The 14,261-nt window shown below is 67.9% G+C and carries 13 protein-coding genes; 6 read left to right on the top strand and 7 right to left on the bottom strand.

Annotated features, from left to right (window positions below; genetic code table 11):
- The first annotated feature begins 6 nt into the window (after window positions 1-6).
- Both I1A62_RS23415 and I1A62_RS23420 read left to right on the top strand, forming a co-directional pair.
- Window positions 7-1,401, top strand: a complete 1,395-nt coding sequence (locus tag I1A62_RS23415) for an MmgE/PrpD family protein (protein WP_219460133.1) — start codon at window positions 7-9, stop codon at window positions 1,399-1,401.
- A 57-nt stretch (window positions 1,402-1,458) separates the two neighbouring features.
- A complete protein-coding gene (locus I1A62_RS23420) occupies window positions 1,459-2,334 on the top strand; it encodes an alpha/beta fold hydrolase (RefSeq protein ID WP_219460135.1) in 876 nt (291 codons plus the stop codon).
- Between the two features lie 6 nt (window positions 2,335-2,340).
- On the opposite strand, the gene I1A62_RS23425 is transcribed toward I1A62_RS23420, so the two are convergent.
- On the bottom strand, window positions 2,341-2,871 hold the full coding sequence (locus I1A62_RS23425) for a cupin domain-containing protein (RefSeq protein WP_219460136.1): 531 nt from the start codon (window positions 2,869-2,871) through the stop codon (window positions 2,341-2,343).
- Between the two features lie 281 nt (window positions 2,872-3,152).
- On the opposite strand from I1A62_RS23425, the gene I1A62_RS23430 reads away from it, so the two are divergent.
- The 3 genes from I1A62_RS23430 (at window position 3,153) to I1A62_RS23440 (ending at window position 6,984) form a co-directional block, all read left to right on the top strand.
- The gene (locus I1A62_RS23430) at window positions 3,153-4,256 is read left to right on the top strand and encodes a beta-propeller fold lactonase family protein (RefSeq protein WP_219460138.1); all 1,104 of its coding nucleotides are present in this window, start codon (window positions 3,153-3,155) and stop codon (window positions 4,254-4,256) included.
- A 50-nt stretch (window positions 4,257-4,306) separates the two neighbouring features.
- The gene (locus tag I1A62_RS23435; protein ID WP_219460140.1) at window positions 4,307-5,221 is read left to right on the top strand and encodes a mycofactocin-coupled SDR family oxidoreductase; all 915 of its coding nucleotides are present in this window, start codon (window positions 4,307-4,309) and stop codon (window positions 5,219-5,221) included.
- 224 nt (window positions 5,222-5,445) lie between these two features.
- Window positions 5,446-6,984 (top strand): sigma-54-dependent Fis family transcriptional regulator, encoded by a 1,539-nt coding sequence (locus tag I1A62_RS23440; RefSeq protein WP_257890881.1) that lies wholly within the window; start codon window positions 5,446-5,448, stop codon window positions 6,982-6,984.
- Here the strand turns inward: I1A62_RS23440 and I1A62_RS23445 are convergent.
- A complete protein-coding gene (locus tag I1A62_RS23445) occupies window positions 6,925-7,857 on the bottom strand; it encodes a helix-turn-helix domain-containing protein (protein WP_257890882.1) in 933 nt (310 codons plus the stop codon). The two genes, I1A62_RS23440 and I1A62_RS23445, sit on opposite strands and share 60 nt — an antisense overlap.
- A 152-nt stretch (window positions 7,858-8,009) precedes the next feature.
- On the opposite strand from I1A62_RS23445, the gene I1A62_RS23450 reads away from it, so the two are divergent.
- Complete coding sequence (locus I1A62_RS23450) at window positions 8,010-8,903, top strand: alpha/beta hydrolase (protein WP_219460145.1); 894 nt, start codon at window positions 8,010-8,012, stop codon at window positions 8,901-8,903.
- 365 nt (window positions 8,904-9,268) lie between these two features.
- Here the strand turns inward: I1A62_RS23450 and I1A62_RS23455 are convergent, their stop codons facing one another.
- The 5 genes from I1A62_RS23455 to I1A62_RS23475 form a co-directional block, all read right to left on the bottom strand.
- Window positions 9,269-9,640 (bottom strand): hypothetical protein, encoded by a 372-nt coding sequence (locus tag I1A62_RS23455; RefSeq protein ID WP_219460148.1) that lies wholly within the window; start codon window positions 9,638-9,640, stop codon window positions 9,269-9,271.
- A gap of 128 nt (window positions 9,641-9,768) precedes the next feature.
- Window positions 9,769-11,115: a phenylacetate--CoA ligase family protein gene (locus I1A62_RS23460; protein WP_219460151.1), complete on the bottom strand. Its 1,347-nt coding sequence runs from the start codon at window positions 11,113-11,115 to the stop codon at window positions 9,769-9,771.
- A 16-nt stretch (window positions 11,116-11,131) separates the two neighbouring features.
- Entirely contained in the window at window positions 11,132-12,286 is a 1,155-nt protein-coding gene (locus I1A62_RS23465; RefSeq protein WP_219460153.1) for a CaiB/BaiF CoA-transferase family protein, read from the bottom strand.
- Window positions 12,283-13,074, bottom strand: a complete 792-nt coding sequence (locus I1A62_RS23470; protein WP_219460155.1) for an enoyl-CoA hydratase/isomerase family protein — start codon at window positions 13,072-13,074, stop codon at window positions 12,283-12,285. The genes I1A62_RS23465 and I1A62_RS23470 overlap by 4 nt, the downstream gene beginning before the upstream one ends.
- Window positions 13,075-13,126: 52 nt before the next feature.
- Window positions 13,127-14,248, bottom strand: a complete 1,122-nt coding sequence (locus I1A62_RS23475; RefSeq protein WP_219460157.1) for a CaiB/BaiF CoA-transferase family protein — start codon at window positions 14,246-14,248, stop codon at window positions 13,127-13,129.
- Window positions 14,249-14,261: the final 13 nt, after the last annotated feature.

Genomic DNA, 14,261 nt, shown 5'->3' on the forward strand with positions numbered 1-14,261 from the left:
CCACACATGGGCACCATTCCCCCCGTCGAAGAAGCTGCCGCCCGGCTCGTCACGGATCTGACCTTCGACTCCATCCCCGCCGACGCGCTCGCCGGTGCGCGCCGCCTGATGCAGGACCAGCTCGCCCTCCAGGTCGGAAGCGCCTCGCTGCCCTGGAGCAAGGCGCTGCTCGAGCTGACGCGCGCGGCCCACGTTCCGGGCAAGTCGCACATCGCCGCGACAGGCGACGAGATGAGCGCCGCGGACGCGGCATTCGTCAACGCCTCCTTCGGCCACGGCTTCGAATACGACGACGCCCACCGGGCCAGCTCCTCGCACCCGGGCAGCTGCGTCGTGTCCGCCGCACTCGCCGTCGGCGAAGAACTCGGCGCCACGATGCGCGAGGTGATCACCGGTATCGTCGCCGGCTACGAGGTCTACACCCGCATCGGCAATTTGGCGGCACCCCAACTGCTCGAGCGCGGCTTTCACCCGCACGGGTTGCTGTCGAACTTCGGCGCGGCCGCCGTCGTCGCGAAGATGCGCGGCTTCGACGTCGAAACGACCGTGCATGCCCTCGCCATCGCCCTCAGCCACGCGTCGGGCACCACCGAGTACACGTCGTCCGGTGGCTCGATCAAACGCATCCACTCCGGCATCGGCACCCGCAACGGGATCCGCGCCGCCGAGATGGCCGCCGCGGGCATCACCGGGCCGACGTCGTTCCTCACCGGCGGGAAGGGCTTCTACCGCACGTTCGTCGGACGCCCCGTCGCCGACGAGGCGGCGGCCACGTTCGGCCTCGACAAGACGTTCGAGATCACCCGCGTATGGGTCAAGCCCTATTGCTGCTGCGGCATCAACCACGCCTACATCGACGGCGCCCGTCAACTCGCGGCCCGCGCCGCGGACGTCGACTCGGTGCTGCTCGGCATCCAGACCGGCGGCGACGTGGTGATCGGCAACAAGAACGCCAACGCCTACGCACCCAAGATCATCGAGCACCTGCAGTACAGCCTGCCGTTCCAGTTCGCACTGTCGATCCTCGGCAAGGGCAACGGATTCTCGACCCACAACGCTTACATGGCCGGCCGCCTCGACCTCGGCGAGGGCAGCGACGTCGCCGCCCTCGCCCAGAAGGTGAAGATCGAGGTCAAGCCGGAACTGGACACCGCCTACCCCGGCCGATGGGTCGGCGACATCACCGTCACCTACACGGACGGCACCAGCGAGAGCCTGTTCGTCGACAACCCCACCGGCACCGCCGAGAACCCGATGTCGCAGGAAGACCTGGATGCGAAGTTCCGCGACGTGACCTCGGCATCGCTGGGGCCCGAGCGCGGCGAGACCCTGCTGCAGGCCATCAAGGGCGGCGACCTCGACCAGCCCGCCTCCGACTTCGCAGCGCTGCTGAAGGTCTGATTCCCTCCGGCCGCCGGCCCCAACCGGGCCGGCGGCCGATGACGAGCAAGAGAGCAGATGGACGCCCAGACCACAGCCCGGCCGATCCCCGTCGAGTTCACAGGATCCGGTGGGGTCCGTCTTGCCGGTGATCGGTGGGAGACCAACGATCGGTTGACCGATTCGACCGAGGGAACCGTTCTCCTCCTCCACGGCGGCGGCCAGACCAGGCACTCGTGGGATCGCACGGCGGCGCGACTCGCCGAGGGTGGCTGGCGCGCGGTCACTCTCGACGCGCGCGGGCACGGCGACAGCGAATGGGCACCCGAGTACTCGGCCGAGCTTTTCGCGGCCGACCTCGAAGCGGTACTCGCCGAACTCGGCGGCCGTGTCGTCGTCGTAGGCGCCTCGCTGGGCGGCCGGACGGGCATCGTTGTCGCGGGCGAACGCCCCCGTTCCCTCGCCGGGTTGGTGCTGGTCGACATCACGCATCGAACCGACCGCACAGGCCAGCGGAGGGTCCGCGACTTCCTGGGCGCGGCGCCCAACGGGTTCGCCTCGCTCGACGACGCGTCCGCGGCAATCGACGCCTTCCGTGGCACGCCACCCCGTCGTCGCCGCAGCGACGGGTTACGAAAGAACCTGCGCCTCAGGGGCGACGGCCGCTGGCACTGGCACTGGGATCCAGCCTTCGTCGGCTACGCGGACAATCGCGGCAATTCCGACGAGCGGCAACTCGCCGACCTTGCCTCCCGGATCACGGTTCCCACCTTGATAGTTCACGGAACCAGGTCGGAGATCGTGTCGCGGGAGGCAGTCGACGAGATGCTAGCCCTGGTGCCGAACTCCGAATCCGTCGAGGTGGACGCGGGGCACATGATCGCCGGCGACGACAACGAGGCGTTCGCCCTGCACCTCGAAGGCTTCCTCGATCGGGCTCTCCCGTCACGCTGAGCGGAGTCAGCCCTTCGTGCCCGCGACCATCACGGCGACCATCGTCACGGGCTTGTCCGTGCGGTTGCTCCACGCGTGCTTGATGCCCCGGTTGATCACCGTGTCACCCGGCCTGAGCAGGGTCTCACCCGTCTCGTAGATCGCATAGATCTCACCGTCGATGATCGTCGCGATATCGACGGTCTCGGTGGCGTGCAAACCGACGATCTCCTCGCTGTCCGCCTTGGCGTCCTCGCCGTGCAGGTTTCCGATCGATGCCGCATAGACAGCCGGATCGATTTCGCTGTCGGGTGGAAATGTCGCCAGGCGGACGACGAGCCCACTGGCCGGTGGCGCGAGTTCCACCTCGGATTCGAGGGTGTCATCGTCGGTGAAGACGGCGGGGAGTGCATCGACCCTCCACACGTCGTTCACGGAGAAGGCAGGCAATGCGACCCGAGTGCGGGTTGTCTCGTCCACGACGATCGTCGACTTGCCGTCGGCATCGACTCCGGCGATCACGCGCCGGGCGGTCTTCTTCAGGTGCTCACCACTCATCACTGTCCCTTTCGTTCGATTGCGCCGCCGCCCATTATGTGACGGACGTCTCAGTTCGTACAGTATCATATATAATGTTGGCCATGTTATGGACCGGCGCGTGCAGCGGAGTGTCCAGATAATTGGACACTGTCACCCCGGCTTCTCGGCCTACGTTCAGCGTGGCGAACCCGCCGAATCGAGGAACCACGGAGGTTGCATTGACGACTCGGAATCCACCGGCGGCCGAACGGAAGTGCTCGACCTGGAAGATGCTGCGAGCGCGAATACGTACGACCGTCATGGCGATCGGCGTTGCCGCAGGCGTGTCCGTCGGTACGGTCATCTCTCCCTCGGCAGGCGCAGCCCTGGCTGATGATGCGGCGGGACCGAGTTACCTTTTGGTCGGTGGCACAGGTTCGTCGAACATCGGTGTGTTGCGCGAATCCGGCGGTCGACTGACTCCCGTCGGGCAGCCCGTGCCCACCGATACCGGCACGCTGTCGATCGCAGTCACGCCGGATGGTCGATTCGCGTATGTCGCACATACTGTCTCGGGAACGCTTCAGGGATTCCGCGTCGGCGACGACGGTGCACTCGAGCGCCTCGAGGGCGCCCGCCTCGCCCCCGGCCGGCCGATCGTGGGCGCGGTCGTGAGCCCGGACGGGAAGTGGCTCTTCGCCACCGTCGGCTCGACGACCAACGACGTGCAGACGTATGCCATCGCGCAGTCCGGCGCTCTGACACAGGTCGATTCGGTGACCATCCCCGGCGCGACGAGCGGTCTGTCCATTCCGGTGGTGTCGCCGGACGGTCGATTCCTATTCGCCCCGAGCTTCATCGGGGCGACGATGGATTCCTACGCGATCGGATCCGACGGCAGGTTGACGCCGACCGGCTCGCAGGTGCCGACCGGTGATCGTCCGGCGCTGCCGTCGGTGACGCCCAACGGCAAGTTCTTGTACATCACCAACGAGGGGACCCATGACGTCTCCGGCTACCGCATCGCACCCGACGGCACACTGAGCCCGATCGGACGCTTCCCGACGAAGGCGATTCCGCACGGCATGGCCATCACACCGGATGGCAGGTATCTCTACCTTCCCCAGACCGGCGGTCAGAGCGTGAACGGATTCGAGATCCGAGACGACGGCGCCCTGGTTCCCGTGCCGGGCGCCGACGCACCCAGCGCACCGGGACACTTCCCCGGCCGCGTCGTGCTCAGTCCGGATGCCCAGCGGCTCTACGTCATCGACACGCTGACCACGACCGGCACCGAGAAGGTGTTTACCTACCGGGTGAAGCCGGACGGGGCACTCGAGACCACGGGAGAACCACCGGTCGATACCGGTGTGACGTTCTCCGACGGCGCCACCGGAGTATTCGCATCCGTCGATCCTGCGTGAACTACCCATCTACCCCGCACTGCCGAATGAATTGTGGAAAGGACATCGATATGGGACTACTGGACGGCAAGGTCGTCTTCATCACCGGCGCCGCACGCGGGCAGGGTCGAGCGCACGCGGTGACCGCAGCGAAGGAAGGAGCCGATGTCGTCATCACCGACATCTGCTCACCCGTCGACGGAATTCGATACGCGCTGGCGAGCAAGGAGGATCTCGACAAGACACAGGCTCTCGTCGTGAAGGAAGGCCGACGGGCGGTCAGTGCCGTCGCCGACGTCCGTGATCAGGCCGCACTCGACGCGGCAGTCGCTCTCGGTCTCGACGCATTCGGCCGGCTCGACGCGGTCATCGCCAACGCCGGACTGTGGGATCTCGGGCCCAAGTCCTGGGAAATCACCGAGCAGATGTGGACGACGGTCACCGATGTGGTGCTCGGCGGTACCTTCCGGACGATCAAGGCCACCGCGCCGCATCTCGTCGAGCAGCGTGGCGGTGCGATCGTCTGTATTGCGTCGGTAGGCGGGCTGGAGGCAACGGCCGGATACACCCACTACATCGCGGCCAAGCACGGCGTCCTCGGCCTGATGAAGAACACCGCTCTGGAGATCGCGGAGTACAACGTGCGGTGCAACGCGGTCTGCCCCGGCGCGGTGGACGCGAAGATCTGGGACAACCCGATGGGCCACCAACTGTTCGTCGCCCCCGGCGAGACAGCGAACCGCGATGTGGCGATAGCCGCCACGTACGGCTATGCGCCGCTGGCCGGCAGGCCCGCGCTTCCGCCGAACGCCACCAGTAATGCCGCATGCTGGCTGCTGTCCGATTACGCCGAGCACATCACCGGTGTGGCCCTGCCGGTCGACGCCGGCCACCTCCTGCTCCCCGGCGTGAATTTCGCGCCGCAGACCGAGGGACCGGAAGCCGATCGTTACCGCTCACCTGCCCAGTCGCCCGACGATCTGTGACAGCCTGACGGCCCCGGCCCCGACCGCTGCACGCGGCCGGGGCCGGTGTCTGAGCGTCCCCCTCGGCCGACCCTTGCTCGAAGTGGGCATATATTATATTGTGTTCTCGCTCACAGGTGGTGCGAGTCCGTTCTCATCGCACCTGGCCGGAAGGTGGTGTCGGAGTGCACAGTAGCTCACCGCATTCCACGGTCGATGCTCGGCCGGAAATCGCGTCGTCGTGGATGCGTTCGCAATTGTCGGGTCTCGACTGCGATACGACGCCGAGGCTGGACAGGATCGACGTCGCCTCTGATGGGTGCCTCCGGCGCGCCGCGGCGCCCGTTCTGGATCGCGTCTGCCGCGAGTTCGACGGTGCGCCACTGGTGTTCGTTCTCGCCGACCACGACGCCCGGATCCTGGATATCCGGCACGCCAGTCCGGCCGTCCGCGACGCGGTCGACTGGATGGGCATCGAGCCCGGCATCCGGCTGGCCGAGGACGAGGTGGGAACCAACGCGGTGGGCACCGTCCTGGAAGCCCGGCAACCGCTGCTCGTCCACGGCCCTGAGCACTTCATGTCCGCGTTCCACGAGTTCAGCTGCTTCGGCCAGCCGATCATTCATCCGATCACGCGAAGACTCGAAGGCGTTCTCGACGTCGGAGGCGGCGCAGGCGAGGATCACCGGTACTTCGCGCCGATCGCCCAGCGGTTGGTCGGGGAGATCGAGGACCGACTGGCGCTGAGCACGCCTGTCGCGCAACGAAATCTGCTGGCGGCCTTTCATTCTGCGGCACGGCGGAAGGAACGGCCGGTGATGGTGCTCGGCGAGGGGATGGTGCTTGCGACCCCGGCGGCCCTCGACCTCCTCGATCCCGCCGACCATGCGGCCGTCCGAGCCAGCGCCGACACCGCTCGTACAACGGCCGTCACCAATCGCCTGACGCTCGAATCCGGTTGCGAAGTGGAGTTCACCTGCACTCCGGTCGATGGCGGGAACGGCGTCGTGGTGGATTTCGCTATGGCGAGAACGAGCCCGAAGCCGCAACCACGACCATCGGTCGAGGAATGGCCGCTCCTCGTCGTCGGAGAAACCGGCACCGGCCGGACAACCGAGGCGGTGCGTGCGGCCGGACCGGGCGGGGCGATCGTCGACGCCGCGGACGTCGTGCACACGGGTGAGCAGGCCTGGGCGGTCGGACTCGGCCGGCAGCTCGAGCAGGATGGTGCCGTCGTGATCATCGAGAACGTCCACTTCCTCACCGATTCGATGGCCACACTGGTTGCCCGCCTCATCCGGGGCACGCGGCGACACGTCGTTCTGACCTCGACGAGTGCGAACGACGACGCGGGGATCCACCCCTCCCTGGTGGGGCTCTGCGCCGCACGACGTGAACTCGCTCCGCTCCGTCGGCGCCGCCACGAGATTCCCGGGCTGGCCCGGCGGATGCTGGCGGAGGAGGCCGTGACGTCCGACCTGCGCCTCACCCCGGCGACACTGCAGGTCCTGGCGGCACATCCGTGGCCGGGAAATCTCGCCGAATTCCGGCGGGTGATCCACGTTCTGGCCCGGACCCGCTCGGCCGGAGACATCATTCCGACCGACCTTCCCGCATCGTACCGGGAAGTCGGCACACCCCTGTCACCCATTCGACATGCCGAACGGGAAGTGATCGTCGCGGCGATCGAAGCTGCCGGCGGGAACAAACTCAAGGCCGCGCAGTCACTCGGGGTGAGCCGGTCGACTCTCTACAACCGGCTCCGGGTTCTCAAGATCGCCTGACCCCTCGGGTTCACATCCGCCCAGCCGTGCCAGTCGCTCCTGGCTCGGCGAACCGTCCTCAGCGGAGTTCAGCACCAACTGCTGCTCGGGCGCGCCCGAGTAACGGAAGATCTCCCAGTCGAGGGTCAGCTCACCGACGACCGGATGATTGAGCACCTTGACGCCGAAGTCCTGGCGCGCCACGTTTCTCGCCGCCCACCATTGTCCGAACTGACGATCGGCGATCGTGAGTTCGCCGACGAGCGCGGACAGGGCCGGATCGGCCGGGTTGATGGCCGCCTCGCGGCGCAGGATCGCCACACAGGACCGGGCGACCGCCGTCCAGTCGTCGAACAGCTCCCGCATCCGAGGGTCGGTGAAGATGAGCCGCACATAGTTCAGCTCGCGCGGAGCCATCGCATCGAAATCGGCATACACCTTGGTGGCCAAGGGATTCCACGCCAAGATATCGGTCCGAGGACCCAGCACGATGGCCGGGGTGTCGGTGAGCTGGTCCAGTAGCCGTCGCACCTGCGGGCGTACCCGGCTGCCAGCGGTGCGCGACTGCGCCGCCGGACGGGGCGTGGACCGGTGGGTGGCGTGATCGGCCAGACTGTCGAGGTACTCGGATTGATCCGAGTCGAGCTGCAGCGCTCGCACCAGCGCGGCGAGCACCTGCTCGGACGGGACGAGCCGGCCCTGCTCGATCCGGGTGTAGTAGTCGGTGCTGATCGCGGCGAGCTGCGCCACCTCCTCGCGCCGCAACCCGCTCACCCGGCGGCGCTGGTCGAGGTCGGGCAGGCCGACTTCGGACGGCGACAGCTCGCTGCGGCGGGTTTTGAGGAACGCGCCGAGCTCACGTAGGTGTGGTGCCTGGTGTACCGGACTGGGCATACAACCAGGGTAGGTCCGGGGCGCGGATTTATCCTGGGCAGGATTGTTCCCAGGATAAATGTCTCCCTTCCCCGGTTTCCCCGGAACTCCGAGACTAGGTATCGAGCGATCCGGAAAACGGATCGATACTCTCGAAACACCACGGAGGCACCATGACCACCAAAACCGATGTTCGGTTCACCAGCAGCGGCTTTCAGCTCGCCGGCCACCTCTACACCCCGGCCGAGGCCGCCGGCCGGCTGCCCGCGATCGTCGTCGGGCATCCCATGACCGGTGTCAAGGAGCAGACTGCGGCACTGTACGCGCAGCGCCTCGCCGATCAGGGTTTCATCACCCTGGCGTTCGATGCCGCGTACCAGGGTGAGAGCGAGGGCGAACCGCGCGGACTGGAGGATCCGTTCCAGCGCGCGGAGGACTTCCGGAACGCGGTGACCTACCTGAGCACCCGCGACGACGTGGACCCGGAGCGGATTGGTGTCCTCGGCATCTGCGCCTCGGGCGGCTACGTGCCGTTCGCCGCACAGACCGACCACCGGATGAAGGCCGTCGCCACCGTCAGCGGCGCGGACGCCACCTGCTTCTTCCGGGTGCCCGACCCCGAGGGCTTCGCCAAGCTGGTCGATCAGGCCGGCGCCGCGCGGACCGCGGAGGCGAAGGGCGAGGAGATCCCCATGGTGCCGGTGCTGCCGGACTCGGTGGACGCGTCGACGCCGAAGGCCGTCGCGGAATTCTTCGACTACTACAAGACGCCGCGCGCACAGCACCCCCGGTCCATCGGGAAGTTCGCGCTACGCAGCGTCGACCAACTCGAGCAGTTCGACGCCTACGCCGGCGTCGCCAAGATCGCACCCAGGCCGCTACTGATGATCGCCGGAACCGAGGCCGAGACCAAGGGCTTCAGCGAGGGCGCCGTCGCGGCCGGCGGAGACACCGCCGAACTGTTCGAGATCGAGGGCGCCACCCACGTCGACCTCTACGACATCGACCAGTACGTCTCCCAGGCAGCCGACAAGCTGACCACCTTCTTCACCAAGCACCTGGCCTGATAGCAGTCGCGACTGCCACCGGTCGATTGCCCCCGTGCCCCGGTCCTCGGCCGGGGGCACGGGGGTTACTGACCGCGAATTCCATAACTGGGTTTCGCGTGCGATACGCCGTAGTTATCTCGGTTGTACGACCTTGCCCTCAGGCGGAAAAAGCGACGGTTGGCGCTTTCCACTCAGCCGATTCGCCCAACCAGTACCGAATCGTCTCGGCGATACGCCATCCGAGACTGCATGCCACGGAGCCGCTCTCTGCCGAGCCCGCTGCGGAACGAACTTGCACAATCGGTCCTGCCGGGCGCGTAGTCGGTACGCGCCCGGCACTCGAGGGAGCCGGGCGGGCCGCTATCCCCGAGGGGACGATGACATCAGGGCTGAATGCCCATCTCCGGGCCGATGTACTCCTTGACGCGAACTGCCTTACCGTCACGCGCCTCGACGATCTGCACGAGGTGCAACTTGACCGGCCGGCCGCCCATCTCCAGTTCGACAGACGCCTCGTTGAAGAAGCCCATCTCGGTGAAAGTGATGCCCTCGGGACGGAAGTCCGGAACCGGACCGTCGCCGGCGCGTTCGTAGACCGCGGCGACGGCCTCGGACACCGAGACCCACTTGTCGTCGGCGCTGTGCCATACAGGGCAGTCCTTGACGCAGATCTCGAGGAACAGGTCTATGTTCGCCAGGGCTTTGACCCAGTTCTCCGAGAGCTCGATGGTTGCCTGGTCTGGGGTGCTGCTCATCTGTGATCGGGCCTTTCTGCCGGGTTCATGCAGGTGATCTGCATCACCCATGCTGCCCCCGCGTGAGCCGATCGAGTGTCCAGATATCTGGACACTGCGCGAAAGACTGTGACTCAGAGTCGCCTCCGTTACGAGACCCGCTCGATGAGATTCACCTTGACGTGGTCCGGTCGCGCGAGGGTGCGCTCGGGCACGAGCTCGACCACCGCCTTGACCCCCAGCGCCGACCGGACCCGCTGCTCGATCGACGACCGCAGTTCGTCCTGCTGCTCGACGCGGAGTCCGTCGGAATATTCCACGACGAGCACGAGCGGCTTCTGGGTCGAATGCCCCTCGAAGTCGACGCGGATGCGCATCTCGCCGGTGGTGGCCGGGGCCAGCTCAGACACCAATTGTTTGACAGCGGAGGGGAAGAGGTTGATGCCGCGCACGATCAGCATGTCGTCGGTCCGGCCGACGCACCGCACCTTGTACCCGGTGCGGCCACACGCGCAGTCGATGCCGGTGACGACCACGTGGTCGCGGGTGCGGAACCGCAGCAGCGGCGACGCCTGCCGACGGAGCGCCGTGTACACCAACTCACCCTGCGCGCCGGCCACGGGCGCGACGATCTCGTCGGTCTCCGGATCGATCAGCTCGGCCACCATCAGATCCGGGGAGAGGAAGTGCATGCCGTCGCCCGCCTCGCACTCGCCCCAGTAGATACAGGCGATGTCGGTGCCGCCGAGCATCTCCCGCGACGTCGCTCCCCACAACGACTCGAGTTTGCCGCGGACCGCCGGGAGGCCACCGCCGGGCTCGCCGCCCACGCTGATCGCCCGCACACCCAGATCGCGGGCGGCCACGCCGAGGATCGCCGGTGCCTGTTCGGCCAGGTACGCCAGGAAGTTCGGTGTGCCGATCAAAGCGTCGGGTCGCTGATCGGCCTGCACCCGCAGGAGTCGCTCCGCGCCCGCCTCGGCGCCGATCGGGATGTCCACGATGCCCATGTACTGCGCCATCTGCACGACGGGGATTCCGCCGACGAAGCCCTTGCTCATCCCGAATCCGTGCAGCAGCCGGTCTCCAGGCCGGAAACCGTTGGCGTACAGGGCCCGCGCTCCGAGCTCGCACCAGACGTCGATATCACTCCGGGTCAGTCCGACGTAGGACGGGCTGCCGGTGGTGCCCGACGACGCCTGGATCTGCACGATGTCGGCGCGGTCGGCGGCGACGTGGCTGCCGAGCGGTGGCGTCGCCGCGAGACTGTCCCGCAGTTCCTGCTTCTCGGTGAACGGCAGCCCGGCGAGGTCCGCGACCGTCCGGACCCGGGTGACGTCCACGTCATGCTCGGCGAACTTCTGCCGGTAGAAGTCGCTGCGGGCCGCGAGATAGTCGAGTTGCTCACGCAGGCGGGTGTTCTGCAGCGCCGCAGCGTCGCCGGGTGCGAGCGACTCGACCTCGCTCCAATGCCGTGCCGAATGGGGAACAGCCACAGCACTCACCGTCCTTCTACTCGAATTCGGCGCGGATGGCGTCGGTGTGCGCGCCCAGTGCGGGCACCGAGCCGCTGCGCACCGGCCACCCGTCGGCCACCGCGGGCGGCAGCAGCGCAGGCACCGGGCCGGACGGGGTGCCCACGTCGCGCCACCGTCCGCGCTCGACGAGCTGGGGGTGCTCGGCCAGATCTCGCACGCTGTTGAGCCGCGCGTTGCCGATCCCCGCGGCATCCGCCGTCTTCTGGATCTCCGCCAGCGTGTGCTCGGCGCACCAGGCGCCCACGACCGCGTCCAGTTCGTCACGCGCCTCGACGCGAGTGTCGTTGTGCGCGAACCGCGGCTCGTCGGCCAGTTCCGGCCGGCCGATCATCTCGGCCAGGCGCCGCCATTCACGGTCGTTGGTCGTCCCGAGCACCGCGGTCTGGCCGTCGGAGGTGGGATACGCACCGTAGGGTGCGATCATCGGCGAACCCATACCGACGGGTACCGGCTCGGTGCCGGCGTGGATCACCTGGTTGAGCGCGAACCCCATCATCTCGGCGACGGTGTCGAGCATGGCGATCGGGATGACCGCTCCCCTGCCGGTCCGCTCCCGGTCGTAGAGCGCGGCGAGCACCGCGGAGTACGCGTACAGTGCCGTGCCGACATCCGCCACGGGGATGCCCGGCTTGGCCGGCTGTCCCGGTGCGCCGGTGATGCTGCAGGAACCGCCCTCCGACTGGATGAGCAGGTCGTAGGCCCGCTTGTGGTCGAGGGGACCGCCCTTCCCGTATCCGGAGATGTCGACGACGATCAGGCGCGGGAAGTCACGCGAGAGGTCCCGGGTGCCGATCCCCAGCCGATCGAGTGCGCCGGGCGCGAGGTTGCTGACGACGACGTCGGCGGTGGCGAGGATGTTCCGGAAGATCCCCATGTCCGATGTGGACTTGAGGTCCAGCGCCGCCGATTCCTTGCCGTGGTTCAGCCACGTGAAGTGTGCCGACATCCCGCCGACGACGGAGTCGTAGGCGCGCGTCGAGTCGCCGTAGCCCGGGGCCTCCACCTTGATCACCCGGGCCCCGAGGTCCGCGAGGTGGCGCGTGCACAGCGGCGCCGAGATCGCCTGCTCCAGCCCGACCACGGTGATGCCGGCGAGCGGGCCCTGCGTTCGTTGTTCGGTTGCGGTCACGAGAACTTCGGCTCCCTCTTCTCGCGGAACGAGGACACGCCCTCGACCACGTCGGGACCACCGAAGCCGAAGAACTCCAGGCCCAGCGAGGCGTCGAAGATCGGCATGGCCTGCCGGTACCAGCCGTTGAGCGCCATCTTGGTGCCCTGGATCCCGGCCCGGGAGCCGGCGGCCAGCTTCCGTGCGATCTCCATCGCCCGGTCCTGCACCTCGTCGTCGTCGACGCACAGCGACACCATGCCGATCCGCTCGGCCTCCTCGCCGGTGAGCACCTCGTTGGTCAGCAGGTGATATTTCGCCTTCGCCATGCTCGTGAGCAGCGGCCAGCAGATCGCCGCGTGGTCGCCGGCGGCGACACCCAACCGGACGTGACCGTCGACGATCTTGGCGCGGCGGCCCGCGACCGAGATGTCGGCCAGCAGCGCGGCCACCAGACCGGCGCCCGCAGCAGGCCCGTTGATCGCGGAGATGATCGGCTGCGGAACCTCGATGATGTTGCGCACCAGGTCGCGGGCCTCACGCATCACCCGCGACCGCGACGCGTAGTCGCCGATCATGTTCTCGACGAGGTCGAAGCTGCCGCCCGCCGAGAACGCGCGATCGCCCGCCCCTCGAATCACCACGGCGCGGACCGACTCGTCGAGTCCGATCACCGGCCAGATGTCGGCCAGTTCGCGGTGCGCGTCCGGTCCCACCGCGTTGAGGTTCGGCCCCTCCAGCACGATGCGGAGGATGCCGTCTTCGGGGCGGTCGACCTTCAGCGAGGTGAAGGCCTCGTACCTGGTCACCATTACTTCCTTCCTGAAATTTCTCGGGTCGAGCGGTGCGACGGCGGCCGTGTCAGTCGCCGACGCCCCACCGAGACGCGACGTCCGCGGGAGCGACGGTGCCGACCCGCGGCGTCGCGGGTTCGCGCGCGGGGGTGCCGCCGAACCGCGGCGCGGGCATCGGATGCAGGACGCCGCCGACGGTCCGGTACACGCCCCGCTGGGTGTTGTGGGGGTCCACCGCGGCCTCGTCGAACGTGAGCACCGGGGTGACGCACGCATCGGTACCGGCGAACACCTTCTCCCATTCGTCTCGGGTGCGCCGCTCGACGGCGTCACCGATGAGCTTGCGCAGGTGCGGCCAGGATTCGCGATCGTTCTGGTCGGGCCAGTCGTCGGTGTCGGGGCCGAGGCGCGAGGTGAATTCCCGATAGAAATCGGGTTCGAGCGCTCCGACGGCGATGTACCCGCCGTCGGCGCACCGGTAGGTGTCGTAGAACGGTGCCCCGGAGTCGAGGAAATTCGTCCCCGGATCGTCCGAGTAGAGGCCGGCCGCACGCAGACCCTGCAGCTTGGCGGTCAGGGCCGCGACGCCGTCGACCATGGCGGCGTCGATCACCTGGCCTCGGCCCGTGCGGGCGGCGGAGACGAGGGCGCACGCGATGCCGTACGCCCCCATGGCGCCGCCTGCCGCGTAATCGCCGAGCAGGTTGATCGGCGGGCGCGGCGCGCTGTCCGACCGCGCCATGGCGTGCAACGCGCCGGACTGCGCCACGTAGTTGATGTCGTGCCCGGCATCCCGTGACCGCGGACCGGTCTGTCCGTAGCCGGTCAGCCGCACGTAGACGAGACGCTCGTTGCGGGCCATCACGTCGTCCGGTCCGAGACCGAGCCGCTCGGTCACGCCGGGGCGGTATCCCTCGATGAAGACGTCCGCGGCTTCGGCCAGGCGCAGCACACTCTCACGCCCGGCCGGGTCCTTCAGGTCGACGGCCACCGCGTCGACGCCGCGGTTGACCACGTCGACCTCCTCGGTCAGACCGTCCGTCTGGCTGAGCGCACGCGCCGACCGGTTGGGCGGCCGCACCACCCGCACCACGTCGGCTCCCATGTCGGCGAGCAGCATCGAGACGTACGGCACCGGGCCCATTCCCGCGAGCACCAGGGCCCGGACTCCAGCCAGCGGACCGGTCATCGTCACACTCCTT

The sequence above is a fragment of the Rhodococcus sp. USK10 genome, from assembly GCF_019378875.1.
In the GTDB taxonomy this organism is placed as follows: domain Bacteria; phylum Actinomycetota; class Actinomycetes; order Mycobacteriales; family Mycobacteriaceae; genus Rhodococcus_F; species Rhodococcus_F pseudokoreensis.

Bases quoted from the DNA above. Each gene is read 5' to 3' on its own strand.
- I1A62_RS23455 (WP_219460148.1), bottom strand. From the start codon at position 9,640: ATGAGCAGCACCCCAGACCAGGCAACCATCGAGCTCTCGGAGAACTGG.
- I1A62_RS23440 (WP_257890881.1), top strand. From the start codon at position 5,446: ATGCGTTCGCAATTGTCGGGTCTCGACTGCGATACGACGCCGAGGCTG.
- I1A62_RS23415 (WP_219460133.1), top strand. From the start codon at position 7: ATGGGCACCATTCCCCCCGTCGAAGAAGCTGCCGCCCGGCTCGTCACG.
- I1A62_RS23430 (WP_219460138.1), top strand. From the start codon at position 3,153: ATGGCGATCGGCGTTGCCGCAGGCGTGTCCGTCGGTACGGTCATCTCT.
- I1A62_RS23445 (WP_257890882.1), bottom strand. From the start codon at position 7,857: ATGCCCAGTCCGGTACACCAGGCACCACACCTACGTGAGCTCGGCGCG.
- I1A62_RS23420 (WP_219460135.1), top strand. From the start codon at position 1,459: ATGGACGCCCAGACCACAGCCCGGCCGATCCCCGTCGAGTTCACAGGA.
- I1A62_RS23435 (WP_219460140.1), top strand. From the start codon at position 4,307: ATGGGACTACTGGACGGCAAGGTCGTCTTCATCACCGGCGCCGCACGC.
- I1A62_RS23475 (WP_219460157.1), bottom strand. From the start codon at position 14,248: ATGACCGGTCCGCTGGCTGGAGTCCGGGCCCTGGTGCTCGCGGGAATG.
- I1A62_RS23425 (WP_219460136.1), bottom strand. From the start codon at position 2,871: ATGAGTGGTGAGCACCTGAAGAAGACCGCCCGGCGCGTGATCGCCGGA.
- I1A62_RS23450 (WP_219460145.1), top strand. From the start codon at position 8,010: ATGACCACCAAAACCGATGTTCGGTTCACCAGCAGCGGCTTTCAGCTC.